The following is a 20,110-nucleotide window of genomic DNA, read 5'->3' on the forward strand; positions in this document are numbered from 1 at the left end:
TTCTATCTCTATTTCGGGATGCTCATAGGCACCGGCATCGGAGGGAACCTGACCCCCGTGGGCGCCACCGCCAACGTCCTTGCCTGCGGCATGCTGGAGAAACGGGGCTACAAAATCGACCTCTGGAAATATATGAAGATAGCCGTCCCTTTCTCATGCATTGCGGTGATCGTTGCCATGGTCCTCGTGCAGATCTTCTGGTACGGGTCGTGAGCGCTTCAGGACTATGGGGCATGCAATATTTTCAAAAGAAATGAAAAATTGGGAATAGGTTCCCGAGATTCTCACGGGCCGCCTGTTCCATCCGACGGGCGACAGGTATTATGATTCTATCAGATAAGATATCCATCAATGAACGGGAAGGGAGGACATAGAAATGCTCATGCCGACCAGGATTCTTGTACCCACCGATTTTTCCGAATATTCGGACAAGGCGTTAGAACAGGCCCTCGACATCGCAAAGGAATATAAGGCCAAGGTTTTTCTGTTCCATGTGATCCACGAGGAGCCGCTGCACCCCATTCCCTTTGTCGATACCGTCCTCGAAAAGAAGGTCCTGGAGATGATTTGTGACCAGGCCCGGGTCGAGGCCGAGCAAAGGATGCGGACTCAGCTTGAGAAGTTTCCCCAGACGAAAGAAGTAGAGGTGGTCACGGGCATCCGCAGGGGCATCGCATATGAAGAGATATTGAAAGAGGCCGAAGACAACAAGGTCGATCTCATTGTGATCGGGTCTTTGGGAAGAACGGCGATCGCAAAATACTTTATCGGCAGCGTCGCGCGAAATGTCCTCAAAGGAGCCACCTGCAACGTGTTGTTAGCGAAATAAGCAATGACACCTCTAACCGTGGGTCGGCCAGACCGACGGCGGCAGGGGACTCTGTCTTCCCTTCGCGACAGGAGCGATGGATTGCCATTCTGCCGGTCGCTGAGTGTACCCTCTGGGGTAATCCGAGCCGGTTCTCGGCCCTTATCCTCATCTATGGGAAAATTGCACCCAATTATCAAATGAACACGATCAGGTGACGCAGAGCCCCTTTTGACGCCATTCCAGGTGAAAAACAGTTGAACCTCGCGTCCCATATGTTATAAATTGAGAGCATTATGGCGGAAAATAAGGGGTGGTTTGTGGTACGAACGGTATTTATCGTGCTTTTCCTGGCCCTTCTCTGGACAGGGGCCGACGCAACGGGGAGCGAAAAGCTCGTATTCATTCGTGGGGGCAACGTCTGGATCGCGAACCCGAGCGGTATGCAGGAGCGCCAGCTTACCTTTTCCGGTCAGGACGGATCCCCTTCCCTCTCCCCTGACGGGAAGTGGGTGCTCTACCATTCGGGAAAGGACCGCCTTACCGGTTACGGTCAGCTTTATCTGCTCTCAACGGCAGGAGGGCCGCCGAAGAAATTCGATATAAAAGACGTCCAGGGGGCTCAAGACCCGACATTTTCCTTTGACGGCAACGCCTTCGTCTTTGTTGGCCTTTCGGGAGCCCGTTTAGGGGATAACGGGAAGATGACCGCCACCATGTCGGTGAGCACTGTCGATCTTCTCAATCTCAAATTCCGGACAATTGTCAGCCATCCATCTACGCTGCTCGAGAATGGTTATGTCTATGATGCACCCTTTTTGTCGCCGGACCAGACCCTTGTCGCGTACCAGCATGCGGTGAGTGACCTTGCCGGCGGTTTCGAGATTGTGGACATGAAAGGCAAATCTCTCTTCCGATATCCCAAAGACCCGACTGACGGCACGCCCTACCGAAGGCCCCGTTTTTCCCCTGACGGCACCCATATCCTCTGCTTCAGCCCCGCCATGCCTGAAGGATCGATGGATACGGTGTACCTGGTGGACATAAAGAAGGGGAAGAAACGGAAAATAGTGGAGGGCGCAAACCCTACCTTTGTCGAGGGAGGAAAGGCGATCGTCTTCGAGCAGGCGGCAAGCCATTGGAGTAACGGGATAAAGTCCGACCTCTGGTACACGAGGCTCGGTCCCGGCTGCGTCCCGAAAAAGGTGATTTCAAACGCATCCCAGCCTTCCGACTGATAGGTGAATGGGGGCCCCTTTCAGGCTCCATCGTATGATACTCAATGGGAAAGATATTATGAAAATAGCATATGGCCGCCGTGCCGGGATGGGCCTATTCGGTTTCATTCTTCTTTGCAGCCTCTGTACCGCGGCTCCATGCGCCGAGATCGGGGGGCAAAAGCCGGTTATGCTTATCGGGGAGGTATTCCGCTTTGTGCCCGGCTCCTGGGCAATATATTCCATTCACGATCGTGTGAAAAACGAGCGGTACAGGATGTATATATCGACCCTCGAAAAGGCGAAGTGCGAGGAGAAGACCTGTTCGTGGATGGAGGTCGAGGTGGCCCCGGAGAGCGGAGCGAGCGTGGCAAGCAGGTTCCTCGTGGAAGAGACGAAAGACGGCCCCGGCCGCCTTTTCGAAGTAATAATCCAGATAAAAGATTACATTCCTTTTATGGTCCCGAGAAAGCTTTACGAGGGAAAGGAGAGGGAGGTGGGGGACTTCCAGAATTCCTATGTGGCAAAGCGGGTAGGCCGAAAAACAATCCTCTGGGAAGGGAAGAGCATCACGGTCACGGAAGTGGAAGCCACCGATAAGAAGGCCAGGAAGATCTCAGCCCTCGTGAGCGAAGAGGTCCCTCCCCTCGGCATTGTGAAGGCGGAGGCGGAAAAGACCGATATCTTCCTCGAAAAATGGGGGGAAGGGGCAAAAACCAAAATGGAAGGGACCCCGGTAAACCTCGCCCTGTGGCTGATCAAACAGATAGGGCAGGGGGTGATGAAGTAAAAGGGCACACAATTTAAGGGGCTCACGGCAATTAATGGGGCTCACGTCGCCCCCTCGGCCGGCGAAGCCGACCAAGCCTCCCCTTCTCGCTCGCCGTGCGAGCTACATCACGCAGAATCATCCAGACAACGCCCCTGTTTTGCACCCCACTTGAGCGCTGTCCCATCCAGCCGGCTTCATTTCGCTCCTCACCCGATTCCCCCTAACGAATTTACTCGGCCGAGCCTCGCCCCGCTTCAGGCGCTGCTTAAGGCACCTACTGTTGGCTACTGTTGGTCGCGCTCACGGTGCGAGCTACATCACGCAGGTCTATGTTTGATATTTGCCCGTTTTTAGGTACCCACCTGTGTTCTTCCGCGTTGAGACTGCTTTATCTCGCCCCTTAGCCGGTTTTTTCTGATTATAAGCCTCAACGCCTTAATGCATCACACGCATCACACGCATCACACGCACGCTTTCCCCATTGACCCCATTAATCTTTGCGTGATAAAAGTTCTCAGGCATCCGCCTTTGGGCGGTCCGCCGTCTTTTTAGTCCCGGGAGGCTCTGTGAAAATAAATATTTTTGACCGGCAGTTGTGGAAGGGTTTTTGGAAAATAGCGAAGCTTTATTGGTTTTCCGATGAGAAATGGAAGGCGAGGGGTGTGCTGGCCCTGCTCATTGTGCTGCTCTTTGCCTTTTCTGCCATGAATATCATCCTCAATTTCGTGGGAAGGGACTTTATGACTGCCCTTAGCGAAAAGAAGGTGAGCGATTTCACCTATAATATGATCAAATACCTGGCTATTTTCGTGATCGCCACGCCGGTAAGCGCATATTTCTCCTACGTGAGCAGGAAGCTTGGGGTGAACTGGCGGACCTGGCTCACGAACCATTTCATATCCCGTTACTTTCAGAACCGCTCCTACTACCGTATCGACCAGGAAGGCAGGATCGATAACCCGGACCAGCGTATTGCACAGGATATCTCATCCTTCACGGTGAATAGCCTCGAATTCCTCTCGCTCCTCTTTTTCTCGCTTATTCAGTTCATCTCTTTTGTGGGCATACTCTGGTCGATCTCGACGAGGCTCGTCGTGGTGCTCTTGATCTATGCCGCAGTGGGAACCCTGGCAACCATGTTTTTCGGGAAGAAGCTCATAAACCTCAATTTCCAGCAGTTGAGGAAGGAGGCGGACCTCCGGTACGGTCTCGTCCATGTCCGGGATAATGCCGAATCGATCGCCTTTTATCAAGGGGAGGAGAGGGAGTCCTCCCAGGTGAGGCAGCGCCTTATGCATGCTATGGCCAATCTGAATTTCCTTATAGGCTGGCAGCGGAACCTTGCGTTTGTGACAAGGGGTTATGAATTCCTGATCCTCGTGGTTCCTTTTGCGGTTATGGCGCCCCTCTATTTTGCGGGCGACATAAAATTCGGGGTGGTGACCCAGGCCTCGAGCGCCTTTTCCCAGGTGCTTTCCGCGTTGTCGATCATTGTCTCTCAATTCGAACAGATAGGCGCATTCGCCGCCGGGGTCACCCGTATCGAGAGCTTCTCTTCCGCTATCGAAAGGCCCCCGAAGAAGGACGAGGGGTTGCCGGTAATCGAATCCGTAGAGGAGCACGGGCTGGCACTCGAGCACCTTACCCTCCAGACCCCCAATTACGGCCACACCCTTTTCACGGACCTTTCTCTTTCCGTGCCTCCCGATGAATCTCTTTTGATAGTAGGCGCGAGCGGTGCAGGCAAGAGCTCTCTTTTGAGGGCCATCGCAGGATTGTGGGATTCGGGGAGCGGCCGGGTGATGCGTCCACCCCTCGACCAGATGCTCTTTCTTCCCCAGCGGCCCTATATGATCCTGGGGTCCCTGAGGGAACAACTCCTCTATCCCCATCTCTCCCGCGAGATTGCGGAGACAGAGCTTACAAAGGTTCTGGCGAGGGTCAGGCTCGTGGACCTGCCCGAAAGGGTCGGAGGTTTCGATGCGGAGCTGGATTGGGGCCACGTCCTCTCCCTGGGCGAGCAGCAGCGCCTCGCCTTTGCCCGTCTTCTCCTTTCGAAGCCCCGATATGCCATGCTCGACGAGGCTACGAGCGCCCTTGATGTGGCCAATGAAGCCCACCTCTACGAAGAGCTTCGCGGTATGGGCGCCACCTATGTGAGCGTGGGCCACAGGCCGACTCTCATCGCCCATCATGACCGGGTGCTGGAAATCAAGGGAGAAGGCAAATGGAGGTTAGTTGCCGCAGAGGAGTTCCGGCAGGAGTGATGGCCGCTACCGCGATTTTGTTCCCTCTATCACGGCCTTTAAAAGATTGATCGACATCGCCGCCTGGGTGAGAGCTTCCTTTTTGGTGAGGCCCCTTTTTTCCCTGTAGCAGGCATTGGCGAGAGCGAGAGACGCATTCGCGATCCGCGCGATCTCGCGCTTGAGATCGGTCATGGAGTTGACGGCCGGCCGGGAGGCTGTATCGATTATTGCCCGGTCTTCTTCCGCCTGTAAAGGAAGGTAAGGGTCCAGGGCCATGTCAAAACTCAGGTGGGCCGATTTCGCCCATATTCCCACGTCCGGATAGGAGCGTCCGTCAGCGGCAGGTATGCGACCGGAGGGGAAATTATGAAGGGGTTGGGAGAGGTCCCCCACATAATGAGCGATTACCGTGAGGTAATATTCATGCTCCCAACGGCCCGCGCCTTTCATCGCCCCATAAAGGTCGCATATTTTCCAATAAAGCACGCCTGCCGGATCCGGAACTTTGATAGAGAGAGAATAAGCCCGGTATGCATCTTGCTTCACGAATACCTCTGAACTTACCCCGAACCGTTCGATATATTCAGCGGTGACGACCGCATCGGGCGCAGGATTGTGCCAGTGGAAGGGTCCCAGGAGTGCGTCGTTTTCCTTCCTGGTCATATCGGGGAAACAGGCGGCCGCCGGCTCAGTAATCCCTGCCTCGCGGGCGATAAATATATGGGTCTTACATGTCCAGGCACGGGCGTCAAGGGCCGTGATGAAAATCAGGACCACTGCAAAAAGAAGGGGAAGTATCCTACGGCCCAGCCGGGATGGGCTCACCGATTTACCCGCACCACATCAATTTTTCCGATTGCCGCCACCCGGGCCAAGCTCATCCCACATGGTATCACAGGAGCAAGGGGTTTGCCAATCGCGGAAACGGTAGGGGGCGGGCTTATTTCAGAGGCATAGAGAAGAACCACGCCACACACTTAGAGTCTCTATGCCCCAGGCGCCAACCCGCCCCCTCTCTGAAGGATTCGGGGATAAACCTACTGTAAGTCCGAAAGCCTTCTTGTCAAGGCTCCCGGTGAGAGATTTTCCGGTATATTTTTCCGTTTGATTTCAAGCACTTTTTGGTGTACATTTACCGACGGAGAAACGTCCCGCCCTAAAGGCCGGGATGGGAAAGATGCCATGACCCCGGGAGACCCGATACGCCGCATTGCCGAAACCGACGGCCCCACCGCCGAGCTGCCCCTGTCCGTCTACATGATCGTCTTCAATAATGGCAACACAATCGAAAAAGCCCTCGAAAGCGTGGCCGGATGGGCCGATGAAGTCGTGGTCGTAGACTCCCACAGCACGGACGGCTCCCACGCGATCATTACCCGCTATACCGACAGGCTCGTCCAGTTCGATTGCAACGACTTCCGGGAAAAATACCAGTATGCCCAGGATCAATGCCGTAACCCGTGGGTCATCTTCATCGACGCGGACGAATGGCTCACAAGGGAGATCAAGAAAGAGATCGGGGCGATCGTGACTTCTCAAACCCCTTTCGACGCGTTCGTGGTCGACAGGAGGAATTACTACTTAGGAAGGGAGATCAAATACGGCGGGTGGTATCCCGATCACGAGATACGGCTCTACAGGAAATCGAAAGGCGCCTGGAGAGGCGACCTCCACGCGAAGGTCCACGTGGAAGGCAAAGTGGGACACCTTAAGAGCTATTACATGCACGCTCCGTACGGGAATACGTCGGACCAGATCAAGACCATCGACAGGTATTCGGCGACTTACGCAGAAGATCTTTGGAAGGCAGGGAAAAAGTTCCGCCTCCCGAACCTGCTCTTCCGACCGATTTACAGGTTTTTCAGAGATTATATTCTGAAGCGCGGCTTTCTCGACGGCGTCCCGGGACTGATAGTGGCGGTGAGCACGGTTTATTACGTCTTCATGAAGCAGGCCAAGCTGTGGGAAATAGAGCGGGAGCAGCGCCGGACCGGACAGAAATAGGTATATTTCAGCCGGCTACGGGAGACGGGACGAAAATTCCCTCTTCGCAGCCCGGTTCCGCTCTCCTCTTTCGCAAATACTTTAGGGCATGCTCTTTAGATTCAGCCCGAATTCCTTCCCGAAACGAATACAGTTCGCGACCGACTCGGTGTCCGGATTCCATTTTTCGCGTATTCCGTCATTCAATAGCAGGAACCCGCTTTCCTTGAGTTTATCCGATATCACTTTAATTGATTCGCCGCTCCATCCGTAACAGCCGAAGGCTGCCGCCTTCTTGTTCTTGAATTTCAGGCCCTTTATTTCTTCCAGGATGGCGGCCGCAGCGGACAGGATGCCCTGGTTTATGGTGGGTGACCCGATGAGGATGGCCTTGGATTTGAAAATCTCGGTGATCACGTCATTCTTGTCCGATCGGGAGATATTGAACAGCTTGACCGCCACGGTCGGGTCCTCTTCCGTGATTCCTCGGGCTATGGCTTCCGCCATTCTTCTCGTGCCGTCCCACATGGTGTCGTAGATGATTGTAATCTGATTTTCGGCATAGCTGCCTGCCCACTCAACGTATTTATTCACAATCTGTAAGGGGTCTTTTCTCCATATGACGCCGTGGCTCGGGCAGATCAGTTCTACCGGCACGTTCAATGCAACGACTTCCTTGATCTTTTTGTCAACGAGCATGCTGAAAGGCGTCAGTATGTTGGCGTAATACTTGATCGCTTCCTGGAACAATTCCGCCTGGTCCACGAGGTCGTTATACATCAGTTCCGATGCAATGTGCTGGCCGAATGCATCGTTGCTGAAGAGAATGCCGTCGCCTGTGAGGTACGACATCATGCTGTCAGGCCAATGGAGCATGGGAGCTTCGATAAATACCAGCTTCTTGGATCCGAGGCTGAGCATATCGCCCGTCTTCACCACCTTGAAGTTCCAGTCCTGATGATAATGGCCCTTCAGGGAATTTAACCCGTTGGAAGTGCAGTAAATCGGCGTATCGGGGATATGGCGCATCAGTTCGGGGAGTCCGCCGCTATGGTCCGATTCCGCATGATTCGCGATGACAAAATCTATTTTTTCAAGGGGAATCTCCTTCTTCAGGCTTTCCACGAATTCACCCGAGAACCTCCCCCATACGGTATCGATCAACGCGGTCTTCTCCTCTCGTATCAGATAGGAGTTATAACTTGTACCCCGATGGGTCGAATATTCCTCTCCATGAAATTTTCGCAGCTCCCAGTCGATCTTTCCGACCCAGGTGATATTTTCCCTGATTTTAAAAGCCATGAAATTCTCCTTTTCAGCCAAGATATATTCCGCTTAGATTCTTAATCAGGCGATGAAATTCTTCATGTTTGCCGACCCCGATCCGTTCCTCTTCTATTTTTTCAAACCCCTCAAGCAGCCGATCCTGTTCTTCCTCCGGCAAAAGGTCGTCTGCCATCACGAAGAGGACATTATTTTCCTTCTCTATATGGGCGTTGAGCAACACGATATACTCGCGGCTGTTCCGAACAATGCCCTCGGATGACGACTTGTTGCCGGATATGTAGAGGGAAAAGGCTTCGCTCATAGCCCTGACGTAACTTCTGCCCATCTCGTGTTCATAAAGCATAACGGCGATGGGGCCGTCTTTGGGGACCCCTGCGGCTTCCAATGCAGGGAACAGGAGATCTTCCTCCTTCCCGTGATGGCATTTATCCACAAAGACTTTCAAAAACTCGAGGACCTTTTCAAAATGATCTTTGCCCACATTTCCCGTGGTTTCCAGTTGATGGCCCATCTTACCCAAAATGCCGAGCATGACCTTTACGCCCTCATGTTCGTTTCTTAGCTGCTCCGTCGCCTTCATATCTCTTGCCTTCCTTCGGATATATTGTATGCTGCGGGAATCGCTTAAGTAATATATCCATTTCCTCGTCCGATTGCGAATAAAATGGAAAGGGCAAGGCTCATTCGCGGTCACCTGTCTTCCCTCAATCAGAGGCGCCCTCCAAATAACCCACAAACCATCAACGCGCCACGCCTTTACGTCCCCCGACTTCGGTTCACCTGGCTGACCCGGTATGATATACTATGGGATGGGCAATTCGAGGCATTCTATTCATCCTCTGGCCCGGGACGGGGTTCATGAGAAGGCACTGGGTTACCTGAACGGCCGTCCTCGCGGGCGGGTGCTCGACATCCCTACCGGCCTGGGGGCGCTTGCGAAAATGCTCCATTCTATGGGTTTTACCGTCTCCTGCTGCGATATCGACCCCTCCCAGTTCCTCACATCGGGGCTCACCGTCGACCGGGGCGACCTCAACTCCCGCCTCCCCTATGATGATTCAACCTTCGACTATGTCTGCTTTCTCGAGGGCATCGAGCATACCGAAAACCCCTACAACGCGGTCCGGGAGCTTGCGCGGGTACTGAAGCCCTTGGGGACCCTCATCCTCTCCACGCCCAATTATCTCAACATCGAGCGGCGGCTCAAATTTCTCGTCACCGGGTTCTTCACCCGGCCCATCTCGCGGGAGACCTTTCTCAACGCCTGCCGTGGCCGTACTTTCGGCCTCCACATGAGCCCCATCGGCTATACCCTCATCCGTTTCGCCCTTGAGCACGCGGGATTTTCCATCAGGACCGTGACCTGCGATAAGAAGAAACCGAAGCAGGTATTCCTGAAGCCCCTTGTCTGGGGCATCCGCCTCTACGGGAGACTCTGGTCAAAAAAGAAGCGGGACCGATACTGGCTTTCCGAAACATCGGGAAAAGAGATCCTGGAAGGGGGAAACACCCTCATCATTTTTGCGGAAAAGGTATAGCGCGAGGCCCTTGCAGCCATCGAGGATCTCATACCCCTTATCCTGGTGACCGATATCCAACAAGACGGAAATGGTAAGAAAAGCTCTTTCGGAAGGGTTACCCATTATCCGGTGAAGTCCGTTACCCTCCAGTCCCTGAGGAAAGAATAGCAAAAGCTTTATAGAAAAAGGAAAAATGGACGGAGATCTTTCTTCAGAGGATCATGGCTGCCGGTCATCCCCGCTGACGGGGCAGTATCTGCCGAAAAGTAGTCTTTTCTTCCCTTTGTTGCACAAAATATTCTTTTCAGAAATTGTTGTTCCAGTCCTCCCGCTGGGATATGAAAAATCGCGCCTGACGTTCTTGAGTTTCTCATGCGGATGCTTATATTCGATATGCAAAAGGGGAGCGCCGGAAGGTGTGTTCGGCGAAGCGGGAGGGCGTAAGAGCCGGGCCATGTCCGGTGAGGGGAGGTGGCATCATGAGGAGATGGGGGCGTTCGGGGATCATGCTTTTTTCACTTGTGGTGCTCCCCTGTCTCGCCTTTGCAGGCCCTGCCTTTGATATCGTGAAATCGAACGCCTCAAACGTACTCGATGTGCTGGGTGATCCCAAGCTCCAGGGAGAAGCGGGCAAGAAGGCAAAGGAGCAGAAAATAGAAGCCGCTGCCGACAAATTATTCGACTTCGTAGAGCTTTCCAAAAGAACGCTGGGTTTGAATTGGAACAAGTTCAATCAGGGGCAGCGCAAGGAGTTCGTCGCGCTCTACAGGAAGATCCTCAAAGATACGTATATCGATAAAATAACCTCCTATACCAATGAGCAGGTAACCTTCACCAAGGAAATGCCCCTCTCCGAAAATACGGTCGAGGTTCAGAGCATGGTAAAGGCGAAGAAGGGCGATGTGGCGATCAACTACCGGGTCATCAAGAAAGGGGAAGATTGGAAAGTCTATGACGTGGTGGTCGAAGGGGTGAGTCTGATCAATAATTACCGCACCCAATTCAGGGAAATTCTCGGAAACAATCCGCCCGAGAAGCTGCTTGAGACGCTCCGCCGGAAATCGGGAAAGTCTGAAAGTATGTTGATGCAGGCCCACCGGCTGGTCGCCCGGGAAAAGTTGATCGCCCTGCATTTCCTGGGCAAGTATCGAGGTCGCTTGTACGAGGGGGATTGAGGGCCACAGGAAACCTGCGGGGCAGGACCGTGTGCATGATATGGTGATAAACCGGTCGGAAACGATTTAACCTATGAAGGAGGGAAAAATGAAAAGGATCATTATGCTGACAATGGCAACGGCACTCATGGTTACGTCTCTTGCAGGATGTCTCAGCCTCAGTTACGAAAGCAGCAAGGAAGAAAAAACCGAAAAGGTCACCCGGGAGGCGCCGCCTAACGAACAGCGATAAGGAAGAACTGAACCCGTGTCAGAGAGCCCGCGCACCTTGAGTGCTTTACCCGGGCCCCTACTGCAACGGCATTGGGAGGAACATCGCGGATAATAGTGCTTCCCCCGCTTATCATCGACCAAAGGTCTTTTTCTATAGGGGGCTGAGACGTACTTGATCTGAAAGCACCGGTATGGTTTGTACGTTGACACGAGAGCCGGAAAGGATTGGAGACATCCTTGTTCCCTGGTTGAACCCTGAATGCATCTCAAGCCGTCTGCCGGTGGTTACTTCTTGGTCTTTGGGGCGTCCAGGTCTATCTTGATCATTCTCAGATAGGCATCAATAATGGGGTGCTTCGATTTGCGGTCAGGGGACTCCGCTGTCTTCCCGGTCTGTTTCTTCATAATCACCTTTTAATTTGATTATTATTCTACCTCTTCTTCAGGCGCCATGGCTCATACTCATGCTGTGTCAGGACTTTGACATAATGGGCAGTGCCGAACCTCTCCTTAGCGCAAAGAACCGTCAATCCTAATGTTATTCCCAAGGTAAGAACCATAAATATTATGATCAGCTTGAACAAGCACCTGAAATATACAAGATTCGTGCCAAATGGCGAAAAGAGTACAGGCGGGTCTATTGCCTAAAACGACTCACCCGGGTTTTCGGCAATAATTATTATTGAATTAACCCCTTGACACTCTCAGGTATAGGATTAAGTTTTCCTCACGATCCTATACTTTACCAAAAGGAGGGTAAAATCATGGCACGAGCAGCAGAGAGTGGAAAGAAAAGTGGTGAAGGCGGAAGGGGACATCCTGGAAAGTCCTCTCCTATTACTGTCGAAGGATTTCTCAAAGGGGTAGATTTTCCTGCAGACAAAAAGACCCTGGTGCAGAAGGCGAAGAGCAACAAGGCCCCGGACGATGTGATGAAGACCATTGAGAAATTGCCCGAGAAAAGTTACAGTTCCCCCGTTGATATCAGCAAGGAAATCGGCCATATGAGATAACCATGGCCGAGGGAGTAGATGATTACGGTAGAGGATTCAAGAGAGATATTGTACGGGTCAAATTCGCCACCCCGGTCGTACAGGGGAAGATCATCAGTACACACGTGAAATGATCCGCCGGAGATACTGATGATCTCACACGGTAAACATTACCGCATCCAAACAGGTATTTGAATCCCGACAGGTAACAACTCTCCCTGCCGCCTCAAGCGCCCTTCCTCAGATTCCCGTTCCGGTGTCGACTCGTATGCCGGATAGGAACCCGGGGAAGGGCGTTGTGGTCTCGACCTCCCGGTTCTGTGCCCTCTGGAGCGTCGTATGGTTTGAAGGAAGACCGTTCCGCTGAAAAATTTGACAATCCATATGGAACTGCTTAATCATAAAGTGATGGGAATCTACACTGCCCAGATGAAAGGCATAGCGCCCGTACGCGGGCTTTCTCCCTTCAGAGCGACGGGAATGGGCCACGGGAAATGCCGCCGGGGGCCGCGAGGCTTTATCCCGCCGTGGCCGGCCCGGGATCGGTGAAGTACGACACCGATAGGTGACCTTTTTAACTAAATTCAAAGAATGCCTAAAAGGAATTCCGGTAAAAAGAGAACGGCGAAGTCCAAGGCCAACCCCACGGACAGGGTGCGCGGGTTCTTTGCCGATCTCGGTCCCGGCCTTATCACCGGCGCCGCCGATGACGACCCCTCAGGCATCTCGACCTATTCGGTCACGGGTGCGACTTTCGGTTATATGCCCTTATGGACGGCGATCCTCTCTTTTCCGATGATGGCTTCCGTGCAATTGATGTGTGCCCGTCTGGGAATGGTGACAGGGCGCGGTCTTGCCGGCGTCGCGCGGCGCTATTATCCGCGCTGGGTATTGTGGTCTGCGTGTGCAATCCTGGTTGTGGCGAACGTCTTCAACATCGGCGCCGACCTTGGGGGCATGGCGGAAGCGACCGAAATGATGACGGGGATTAAATCGTACTACTGGACCCCGCTCTATGCCGTACTGATCACGTCACTGCTCTTTTTTTCATCATACCGTCAGATCGCGCGCATCTTCAAATGGCTGACCATGGTCCTCTTCGCGTATATTGCCGCAGCCTTCCTCGCCCGCCCGGACTGGCATGCCGTCCTGACCGCGACCTTCGTGCCCCGTTTCGAATGGACGAGCTCCTTTCTTGCGACCCTTGTCGGCATACTCGGTACCACCATCTCGCCTTATCTCTTTTTCTGGCAGGCATCGCAAGAAGTCGAAAACGACCGGGCCCGTGGAAAACGCACGATTAAAGAGCGCGAAGGGGCGACCCCCGGGGAATTGAAAGCAGCCCGGACTGATGTGTTCACGGGGATGTTCTTCTCCAACCTCGTAATGTATTTCATTATCCTCACCACCGCGGCGACTTTGCACGCCCACGGGAACACCAACATCCAAACGGCGCGGGACGCGGCTGAAGCATTGCGCCCTATAGCGGGAAACGGAGCGTACCTGTTATTCGCTGTGGGCATAATCGGGACGGGAATGCTCGGTGTTCCCGTCCTCGCCGGCTCTGCCGCCTATGCGGTGGCGGAAGGGGCAGCGTGGCGCGGATCGCTGGAAGATAGGCCCCTCTTATCGCGTAAGTTTTACGCCTTGATTGCAGTTGCGATGCTGCTGGGTCTGGCATTGGATTTTACCGGGTTCAATGCGGTGAAGATGCTCTTTTATTCGGCAGTGCTCAACGGGGTGCTGGCGCCTCCTTTGATTGTCCTGGTATTATTGCTGACAAGTAAATCGCAAATAATGGGCACACGGGTCAGTTCGCGCCCGCTCCGGTATTTCGGATGGGCAACGGCAGCGATCATGACTGCTGCGGTCGCAGGTATGTTCGTGACAATGTAGGCGGCGATAAGGCAATAGTATAAGCTACCTTCCTGAACTTTCCCGCTCTATCCATCCAATCCGGTAATGCCGGGGCTTGGAAGGGAGACGGCCGGCGGCACTGCGTACTCATCGGTAGGCCACGCCGGTGCTTCCGGGTATTTCGCAACAATGGCCTTGACCGGTATCTCAACCGCTTGCCCTGGCGCTCAAAATCCTTGTCGCCTGCGTACATAACTTCCATTGTTGGACGGGTGCCTTCTATCCAACACGTTGGTGATGCGGCTAACAGCCGTTTCCTGCCCCCGATAATGGGACGACCGACATGGAGCACCTCCTGAAATGCAGGACCCCCCCCAAGAAGGCCAGATCAGTAACTTTCTCTTTTCATTTCTTACTTCCCCCGATCTGCCATGGCGCGATAGTGTGGCTATCCCATTAAAAGTATTCAAAGACCGGAGGCACCCAATTACGCGCTCTTCTGCCACCCCACTTCCTGTATCTTAATGACCTTTCCCGGGACCCCGACCACCGTGGAATAGGCAGGAACATCACGAATAATCGTACTGCCTCCACCTATCATCGACCACTCTCCCACGTTTATCCGGTCGATTAATGTCACTCCGACCGATACAAACGAGCCTGTTGACAGATTGCACGCCCGTGCAATATTCGTGAGGGGCGACACGGTCACAAAATCCTCCAGGGTCACTTCTTCACCGATCGCACTGCTATGGTTTATAAAAACGTGGTTGCCTAAGCGCACCTCGGGACCAAAAGCGACAAAGGCTCCGATAATATTGCCCACACCCATTGTCACCGAGGGCGATACATAGGCAAGGGGACTTATGATGTTGCAGAACCGTGCGCCGGCTTCTTCCGCACGTGTGACAAGTCTAAGTCTTAACTCGGACGGCCCGACCGCGCAAATTGTCTCAACTTCTCCGGCGTGTTTCGCAAGCCAATCAAAGTCACCCACGATTGGCCGGCCATAAATCACCGTTCCCGGGCTACCGTACTGAGACTCTACGACGTATCCCAGGACCTCGTATTCTTTTTGCGCCTTGTTGCACGTCTCGATGATATCGATAAGCAATTTCCCGATACCACCCGCTCCTATGATAACTACTTTTCGCAAAGCATCCGTTTTCTTCCTCATATTCGCCTCCAATGGATTTGGTGGAATCCCCCACAAGTTGCTCCTGTGGTGTTTGCATTAATGTAAGCGAGACAGCGAAGCCTGTGGGTCGCAAAAGTTGGAATTGTCGTGTACACCATTCAGGAATATCAAGTACTCATTTTCGTGACAAGGAACACGCAAGAGGTAATGTCTGAGGGGGATTATTTTTTCGCCCGCCACATGGGACTATATGATCTTTGTTGAACGGCTCGCCATAGTTCAACTAAGGGCAACAGCTTGAGATGCAACGGCAGCAACACCAGATGGAGCTTGAAAAGCAGAGGACCGAACGTCAAAAGCAGCAAACAGAGTAAGAACAGATCGGATCCCGATTAGGGACAATGTTGCACGGTTTGCATATCTTCCCGCGAACCTCTTCCCGTGTTAGGGATGATGGGCAGTCACTAGCGCCGGTCTTTAGAATCATGGGAGGACTGGAATCAGCTCAAGATCTGACGTCGCTCCGTAAATGTGACGGCCATTGGACGATCGACCCACTCTCACGAAATCATCCGGCGCGTCGCCGATTTCTTTCGACAAAGGCGAGGTTCAGCGAGAGGATGCCCACTCGATCCCCCGTTCGTGACCATGAGGGGCCGTTGGCGGCGATGCCGCCTATGCCGACCTTAGCCGAAGGCCAAATCGGATACGCCTAAAAGGGAGGCATATTGAAGGATATAGCCCTTCACGTAGACCATGGGGGGCAGGTTCTTCCAATCCCCTGATTCTATCGATCTAAGGACCCGTCTCGTGATAAACAGTGTGTCTGCTATCTCTTCCAGAGTGAGCCCCTTCTCCTCTCTCTTATCCTTCAGAATTTGCACGACTTTTTCAAGATCAGGCGGTGTCTTGTTCACTTTCGGCGCTGGATTGCTTTTCTTGTCCGCCCAGATCCCATAAAATGCTTCTTTCCCTATTCTTATCGGCACGACGTCCTCCTTGTCTCATGTGAGTCTTACCCCCGCCCTTTTAGAAGCAACTTCCGTGCCATTCGAAGATCATCGCATGATGGTATGGGCGTGTTTCAAAAAGAAGGCAGGCGACTGACAAGGTGTACGGATTCTCATACAGAAGAAGCGGTGTAGTGTCTGATTTACCCTGCAGTTCATCTCCTGTTTATAATCGGAAAGGGGAACAGCGGTTCGCGGGGAAAATGATTAGGAATGGTATTTTATAAGAGCGGAGAGGGTGGGATTCGAACCCACGGTACGCTTATTAGGCGTACAGCCGATTTCGAGTCGGCCCCGTTATGACCACTTCGGTACCTCTCCTTATTTGAAAAAATCTTTGAAGTAAAGCCCTGCTTTTTTCTTGATGAACGCCGCCCACTACTTCAACCTTGTGGTTTAAAGGCAGGGTGTTGATATCGGCGATCGAGCCCAGGGCGCCTCGCTTTGCATCGTAGCAGCCGAAGACTACCCTCTTTACCCTTGCTTCTATCAGTGCGCCTGCGCACATAATGCACGGCTCCATGGTGACGTAGAGGGAGCAGTCTGTGAGGCGGTGATTTCCGAGGACCCTTGAGGCCTCGTTCAGGGCCAGTATTTCCGCGTGTGCCGTGGGTGAGTTTGCCTGAATGGTGAGGTTATGTGCCCTCGCGATGACAGTGCCGTCAGCGGTTACCACCAGAGCGCCTACGGGGACTTCGCCTTCAGCAGCCGCCATTTCGGCCTCCTCCAGGCACACCTCCATATAGAGTTTGTCATCCATGGGAATAAATATACCTTTGATAAGCCCCAAAAATCAATCAAATAACCCCCCCGCGCCACAGGCATGCGGAGACCGGCTGTAGCCGCGTCGTCACTCTCCTCAACATACATCATAGTATGCCTTCGTCGGTTCCTCCTTGCTGCGCCGGTCTCCACACGCCGGCGGCGCGGGTGACTATGAAACGCCAGATCGCGATGTTGAAACGCATTATGACTTATTCTGGAAAATTTTAAGTTCGCCACGAGCCCGGTCGACCCATTCGCGAGAGCGCCGTTACCTTGCTCTAACCCCGGCTCCATAATCAAGACATAAATAATTGGCCGGGTTGTGTGGACGCTGAAATTTGTCGGAGACTTCAGGTTCGTGGTTCCTTTGAGGATCGAGGCCGTCGGCCCCAGCCAAAAGGTAAGAGCTGCTCTATGGCCGGGTACCCGCAGCAGCTGAATATACCAAAAGATGAAAACCGCAACTGCGGGTGGCAAGCAGAGGACCGAGCGGAGAAGGAGAGCGGAGATGGAGTTTTCGACAAATTCAGTGGCCATCGACAAACACCAAACAAGACTTAGATTTAGGTTCAGGTTCAGGTTGAGGTTGAGCCTTACATTTGCTGCACGAGGAGGATGATATGACTCATTCGCGAAATTTACACCCTAAGATCTCTGTGATTGGGGCGGGGAACGTGGGGATTCGGTATGCTTTTGCGGTCGCTTTGAAGGGCCTGGCGCGCTCGCTTGTGATTGTCGACGTGGACCGGAAGCGAGCCGAGGGGGAGGTGATGGACCTGCAGAGCACTATGCCCTACATCCCGCCGGTCAAGATCGTGGCCGGAGGGTACGAGGACATCGCGGGCTCCGACCTCGTTGTTTTCTCTGCGGGACGGAGGCAGCAGCCGGGGCAGACACGGCTCCAGCTCGTGGGCGACAACGTGGAGCTTCTGGGCTCCATCGTGCCCCATGTGATGAAGGTGAGTCCTGACTCGGTCTGGCTTATCGCGGCGAACCCGGTGGACGTCCTCACTTACACGGCCCTCAAGATTTCGAAAAAGCCATGGCAGCAGGTGATCGGCTCGGGCACGGTCCTTGACAGCGCCCGGCTCCGGCTCCTTCTCTCCGAGAGGTGCGAGATCGATGCCCGTAACATCCATGCCTATATCCTGGGCGAGCACGGCCAGAGCGAATTCGCGGCCTGGAGCCGTGCCCTCGTGGGCGGGGTCTTTTTCGAGGACTTTTGTGCGAGCTGCAAGAACTGCGGCGATTATGCCGAGACCCGCCGGTCTATCTTCGAAGGCGTCCGGGACTTCGCGGCCAACGTCATCGAGCGCAAAGGCGAGACCTCCTATGGCGTGGCCCTTGCCATGGTCCGGATCACCCAGGCCATCCTCCACGACGAAAATTCGATTCTCCCTGTGTCAGCCTATGTCGATAATTATTACAGCGTACACGACGTCTGCCTGTCGGTGCCCTGCATCGTGAACCGGGGCGGCGTACGGGAGCGGGTGGACATAAAGCTCAACCGGGAGGAGATGGGGCAGCTCCACGATTCGGCACGCATTCTGAAGGAGGTTCTCGGGAAGGCGGGTCTCTGCTGAGAAGGGCTTACAGGGGTTTTTCCTTCTTTCCGAAGAGCGTGCTCAGGAGCTGGACGAAGATATTGCCTTTCAACTCGTCGATGTGGCTCTGCTTCGCCGGCTGCCTGATCACGTCGGAGAAGGTGGGGTAGATGTGGATCACTGAATCGAGCTTGTAAAGGGGCAGGCCCAGGGTCTTGATAATCTGAAGCTCGTGGATGAGGTCGCCCGCGCGGCTTCCCATAATATGGGCGCCCAGCACCTTGTATTTGTCGTCGCAGATGATCTTGCAGAAGCCGAACTCCTCCACTTCCGTCTTGCCCCTGTCCGTATTCGCATATTCCCATTTATAGACCTTGATTGACGAGCCGTGGTCGGCCCTTGCCTGCTCCTCGGTAAGTCCCGCGTGGGCAAGCTCGGGGTCGGTAAACATGCACCAGATGTAATGCTCGTAATCGACATGCTTCTTCACGGGCAGCAGCGCATTCTGGGTGGCTATGCGGGCCTGGTACTCGGCCATGTGGGAGAACTGGTAGGGCCCTACCACGTCTCCGCACGCATAGATATTGGGGGCGGCGGTCCTGAGGGTCTTGTCCGTGGTTATTCCCATGGCCGAATGATCGACTCCCGCCTTATTGAGATCGAGATCCTCGATATTCGGTTTTCTCCCTACCGCCACCAGAATCGTCTCTGCCGTGATGACCCGCTCTTCCTTATCGGGCCCCTCCACAGTGAGATGTATCAGGCCCCCCAGGTGTTCCAGCTTCAGGGCCTTTGTCCTGGTGAGAATCGTGAGGCCCTCTCCTGCGAACCTTTCCGCGAGGAGGTCCCTCATCTCCTTTTCTTCTCTTATCAGTATCTGTTCGGCCATTTCCACGATGGTGACGGCCACCCCGAGGCGTGCGAGCGCCTGGGCGAGCTCCGTGCCGATGGGGCCTCCTCCTAGTACGATCATGGACGAGGGGAGTCTCTCCAGCTCGAAAACCGTTTCGTTCGTGAGGACCGGCACCGCGGCTATGCCCTCGATAGGGGGAATAAAGGCCCTCGAGCCTGTCGCAATAATGAAGCTTTCGGCGGAGAGCGTTTTGCCGTCCACATCTATGTGGTGGTTATCAAGGAAGGCGGGCTTTCCGAACACCAGCTCCATGCCCCGCTCCCGGAATACCTCGGGTCTGTGTCCGTGGTATACCTTCCCCACTACGTTTCTCACATGGCCGAAGACACGGTCGGGGCGGATCCCGTTTTCTCCCTCGCCGGTGGAGAGGCCATAGTCCATGAGCCCGGCATTTTTCGCGTAATGGTAAATGTTCGCCGACTTGATGAGCGCTTTACTGGGCACGCATCCGGAACGGGTACATTCCCCACCGAGTGTCCGGTGCTCCACGAGGGCCACCTTTTTCCCGAGACCGGCGGCGAGTGACGAAGAGACCATTCCCGCGGCTCCTCCTCCGACGACGATAAGATCATAATCAAATTCGGACATACCTTCCTCCCCCGCACAAGAATTGACGAATATAGGGATTCATTCATGATTTGTCAACGAGAGGCGCCTCCATGCACCC

Annotated in this window: 19 protein-coding genes and 1 tRNA gene; 13 read left to right on the top strand and 7 right to left on the bottom strand. The window is 53.9% G+C overall.

Annotation, left to right across the window (positions count from 1 at the left end; translation table 11 throughout):
• The 5 genes from VGJ94_13785 to VGJ94_13805 form a co-directional block, all read left to right on the top strand.
• Positions 1-213: hypothetical protein (locus tag VGJ94_13785; GenBank protein HEY3277684.1), on the top strand; the 213-nt coding region annotated here is incomplete at its 5' end.
• A 169-nt stretch (positions 214-382) separates the two neighbouring features.
• The gene (locus tag VGJ94_13790; protein ID HEY3277685.1) at positions 383-829 is read left to right on the top strand and encodes a universal stress protein; all 447 of its coding nucleotides are present in this window, start codon (positions 383-385) and stop codon (positions 827-829) included.
• A 275-nt stretch (positions 830-1,104) separates the two neighbouring features.
• Positions 1,105-2,046: a hypothetical protein gene (locus VGJ94_13795; protein ID HEY3277686.1), complete on the top strand. Its 942-nt coding sequence runs from the start codon at positions 1,105-1,107 to the stop codon at positions 2,044-2,046.
• 58 nt (positions 2,047-2,104) lie between these two features.
• Positions 2,105-2,815, top strand: a complete 711-nt coding sequence (locus VGJ94_13800; protein HEY3277687.1) for a hypothetical protein — start codon at positions 2,105-2,107, stop codon at positions 2,813-2,815.
• 548 nt (positions 2,816-3,363) lie between these two features.
• Positions 3,364-5,064, top strand: coding sequence for an ABC transporter ATP-binding protein/permease (locus VGJ94_13805; protein ID HEY3277688.1), 1,701 nt, complete (start codon positions 3,364-3,366; stop codon positions 5,062-5,064).
• A gap of 6 nt (positions 5,065-5,070) precedes the next feature.
• Here VGJ94_13805 and VGJ94_13810 read toward each other — a convergent pair whose 3' ends face one another.
• Positions 5,071-5,871 carry a hypothetical protein gene (locus VGJ94_13810; protein ID HEY3277689.1) on the bottom strand — a complete coding sequence of 267 codons (801 nt, stop codon included), beginning with the start codon at positions 5,869-5,871 and terminating at the stop codon, positions 5,071-5,073.
• A 357-nt stretch (positions 5,872-6,228) separates the two neighbouring features.
• On the opposite strand from VGJ94_13810, the gene VGJ94_13815 reads away from it, so the two are divergent.
• A complete protein-coding gene (locus tag VGJ94_13815) occupies positions 6,229-7,050 on the top strand; it encodes a glycosyltransferase family 2 protein (GenBank protein HEY3277690.1) in 822 nt (273 codons plus the stop codon).
• 81 nt (positions 7,051-7,131) lie between these two features.
• On the opposite strand, the gene VGJ94_13820 is transcribed toward VGJ94_13815, so the two are convergent.
• Both VGJ94_13820 and VGJ94_13825 read right to left on the bottom strand, forming a co-directional pair.
• The gene (locus VGJ94_13820; GenBank protein ID HEY3277691.1) at positions 7,132-8,331 is read right to left on the bottom strand and encodes an anaerobic nitric oxide reductase flavorubredoxin; all 1,200 of its coding nucleotides are present in this window, start codon (positions 8,329-8,331) and stop codon (positions 7,132-7,134) included.
• Positions 8,332-8,344: 13 nt separating this feature from the next.
• Complete coding sequence (locus VGJ94_13825) at positions 8,345-8,896, bottom strand: hemerythrin domain-containing protein (GenBank protein HEY3277692.1); 552 nt, start codon at positions 8,894-8,896, stop codon at positions 8,345-8,347.
• A gap of 214 nt (positions 8,897-9,110) precedes the next feature.
• Here VGJ94_13825 and VGJ94_13830 point away from each other — a divergent pair, with 214 nt between their 5' ends.
• The 5 genes from VGJ94_13830 to VGJ94_13850 all read left to right on the top strand — a co-directional run bounded on the left by VGJ94_13830 (position 9,111) and on the right by VGJ94_13850 (position 14,112).
• Complete coding sequence (locus tag VGJ94_13830; protein HEY3277693.1) at positions 9,111-9,854, top strand: methyltransferase domain-containing protein; 744 nt, start codon at positions 9,111-9,113, stop codon at positions 9,852-9,854.
• A 461-nt stretch (positions 9,855-10,315) separates the two neighbouring features.
• Positions 10,316-11,011, top strand: coding sequence for an ABC transporter substrate-binding protein (locus VGJ94_13835; GenBank protein HEY3277694.1), 696 nt, complete (start codon positions 10,316-10,318; stop codon positions 11,009-11,011).
• Between the two features lie 88 nt (positions 11,012-11,099).
• Complete coding sequence (locus VGJ94_13840) at positions 11,100-11,243, top strand: hypothetical protein (GenBank protein HEY3277695.1); 144 nt, start codon at positions 11,100-11,102, stop codon at positions 11,241-11,243.
• Positions 11,244-11,988: 745 nt separating this feature from the next.
• On the top strand, positions 11,989-12,237 hold the full coding sequence (locus VGJ94_13845) for a DUF2795 domain-containing protein (GenBank protein HEY3277696.1): 249 nt from the start codon (positions 11,989-11,991) through the stop codon (positions 12,235-12,237).
• A 570-nt stretch (positions 12,238-12,807) separates the two neighbouring features.
• A complete protein-coding gene (locus VGJ94_13850) occupies positions 12,808-14,112 on the top strand; it encodes an Nramp family divalent metal transporter (protein ID HEY3277697.1) in 1,305 nt (434 codons plus the stop codon).
• A gap of 448 nt (positions 14,113-14,560) precedes the next feature.
• Here VGJ94_13850 and VGJ94_13855 read toward each other — a convergent pair whose 3' ends face one another.
• The 3 genes from VGJ94_13855 to VGJ94_13865 all read right to left on the bottom strand — a co-directional run bounded on the left by VGJ94_13855 (position 14,561) and on the right by VGJ94_13865 (position 16,542).
• Positions 14,561-15,250: a hypothetical protein gene (locus VGJ94_13855; protein HEY3277698.1), complete on the bottom strand. Its 690-nt coding sequence runs from the start codon at positions 15,248-15,250 to the stop codon at positions 14,561-14,563.
• A gap of 647 nt (positions 15,251-15,897) precedes the next feature.
• Positions 15,898-16,200: a helix-turn-helix transcriptional regulator gene (locus VGJ94_13860; GenBank protein HEY3277699.1), complete on the bottom strand. Its 303-nt coding sequence runs from the start codon at positions 16,198-16,200 to the stop codon at positions 15,898-15,900.
• 251 nt (positions 16,201-16,451) lie between these two features.
• Positions 16,452-16,542: transfer RNA gene (locus tag VGJ94_13865), tRNA-Ser, on the bottom strand.
• A gap of 316 nt (positions 16,543-16,858) precedes the next feature.
• Here VGJ94_13865 and VGJ94_13870 point away from each other — a divergent pair.
• On the top strand, positions 16,859-17,026 hold the full coding sequence (locus VGJ94_13870; GenBank protein HEY3277700.1) for a hypothetical protein: 168 nt from the start codon (positions 16,859-16,861) through the stop codon (positions 17,024-17,026).
• Between the two features lie 580 nt (positions 17,027-17,606).
• A complete protein-coding gene (locus VGJ94_13875; protein HEY3277701.1) occupies positions 17,607-18,569 on the top strand; it encodes an L-lactate dehydrogenase in 963 nt (320 codons plus the stop codon).
• Positions 18,570-18,576: 7 nt separating this feature from the next.
• Here VGJ94_13875 and VGJ94_13880 read toward each other — a convergent pair whose 3' ends face one another.
• Positions 18,577-20,031 (bottom strand): NAD(P)/FAD-dependent oxidoreductase, encoded by a 1,455-nt coding sequence (locus VGJ94_13880; GenBank protein ID HEY3277702.1) that lies wholly within the window; start codon positions 20,029-20,031, stop codon positions 18,577-18,579.
• Between the last annotated feature and the right edge of the window lie 79 nt (positions 20,032-20,110).

This window comes from Syntrophorhabdaceae bacterium (assembly GCA_036504895.1).
Taxonomy (GTDB): Bacteria; Desulfobacterota; Syntrophorhabdia; order Syntrophorhabdales; family Syntrophorhabdaceae; genus PNOM01.

Excerpts from the sequence above, each read along its gene's own strand:
- VGJ94_13830 (HEY3277693.1), top strand. The coding sequence starts at position 9,111 with ATGATATACTATGGGATGGGCAATTCGAGGCATTCTATTCATCCTCTG.
- VGJ94_13790 (HEY3277685.1), top strand. The coding sequence starts at position 383 with ATGCCGACCAGGATTCTTGTACCCACCGATTTTTCCGAATATTCGGAC.
- VGJ94_13795 (HEY3277686.1), top strand. The coding sequence starts at position 1,105 with ATGGCGGAAAATAAGGGGTGGTTTGTGGTACGAACGGTATTTATCGTG.
- VGJ94_13800 (HEY3277687.1), top strand. The coding sequence starts at position 2,105 with ATGAAAATAGCATATGGCCGCCGTGCCGGGATGGGCCTATTCGGTTTC.
- VGJ94_13855 (HEY3277698.1), bottom strand. The coding sequence starts at position 15,250 with ATGAGGAAGAAAACGGATGCTTTGCGAAAAGTAGTTATCATAGGAGCG.
- VGJ94_13850 (HEY3277697.1), top strand. The coding sequence starts at position 12,808 with ATGCCTAAAAGGAATTCCGGTAAAAAGAGAACGGCGAAGTCCAAGGCC.
- VGJ94_13870 (HEY3277700.1), top strand. The coding sequence starts at position 16,859 with ATGTGCCCTCGCGATGACAGTGCCGTCAGCGGTTACCACCAGAGCGCC.
- VGJ94_13815 (HEY3277690.1), top strand. The coding sequence starts at position 6,229 with ATGACCCCGGGAGACCCGATACGCCGCATTGCCGAAACCGACGGCCCC.
- VGJ94_13845 (HEY3277696.1), top strand. The coding sequence starts at position 11,989 with ATGGCACGAGCAGCAGAGAGTGGAAAGAAAAGTGGTGAAGGCGGAAGG.
- VGJ94_13880 (HEY3277702.1), bottom strand. The coding sequence starts at position 20,031 with ATGTCCGAATTTGATTATGATCTTATCGTCGTCGGAGGAGGAGCCGCG.
- VGJ94_13820 (HEY3277691.1), bottom strand. The coding sequence starts at position 8,331 with ATGGCTTTTAAAATCAGGGAAAATATCACCTGGGTCGGAAAGATCGAC.
- VGJ94_13875 (HEY3277701.1), top strand. The coding sequence starts at position 17,607 with ATGACTCATTCGCGAAATTTACACCCTAAGATCTCTGTGATTGGGGCG.
- VGJ94_13835 (HEY3277694.1), top strand. The coding sequence starts at position 10,316 with ATGAGGAGATGGGGGCGTTCGGGGATCATGCTTTTTTCACTTGTGGTG.
- VGJ94_13825 (HEY3277692.1), bottom strand. The coding sequence starts at position 8,896 with ATGAAGGCGACGGAGCAGCTAAGAAACGAACATGAGGGCGTAAAGGTC.
- VGJ94_13840 (HEY3277695.1), top strand. The coding sequence starts at position 11,100 with ATGAAAAGGATCATTATGCTGACAATGGCAACGGCACTCATGGTTACG.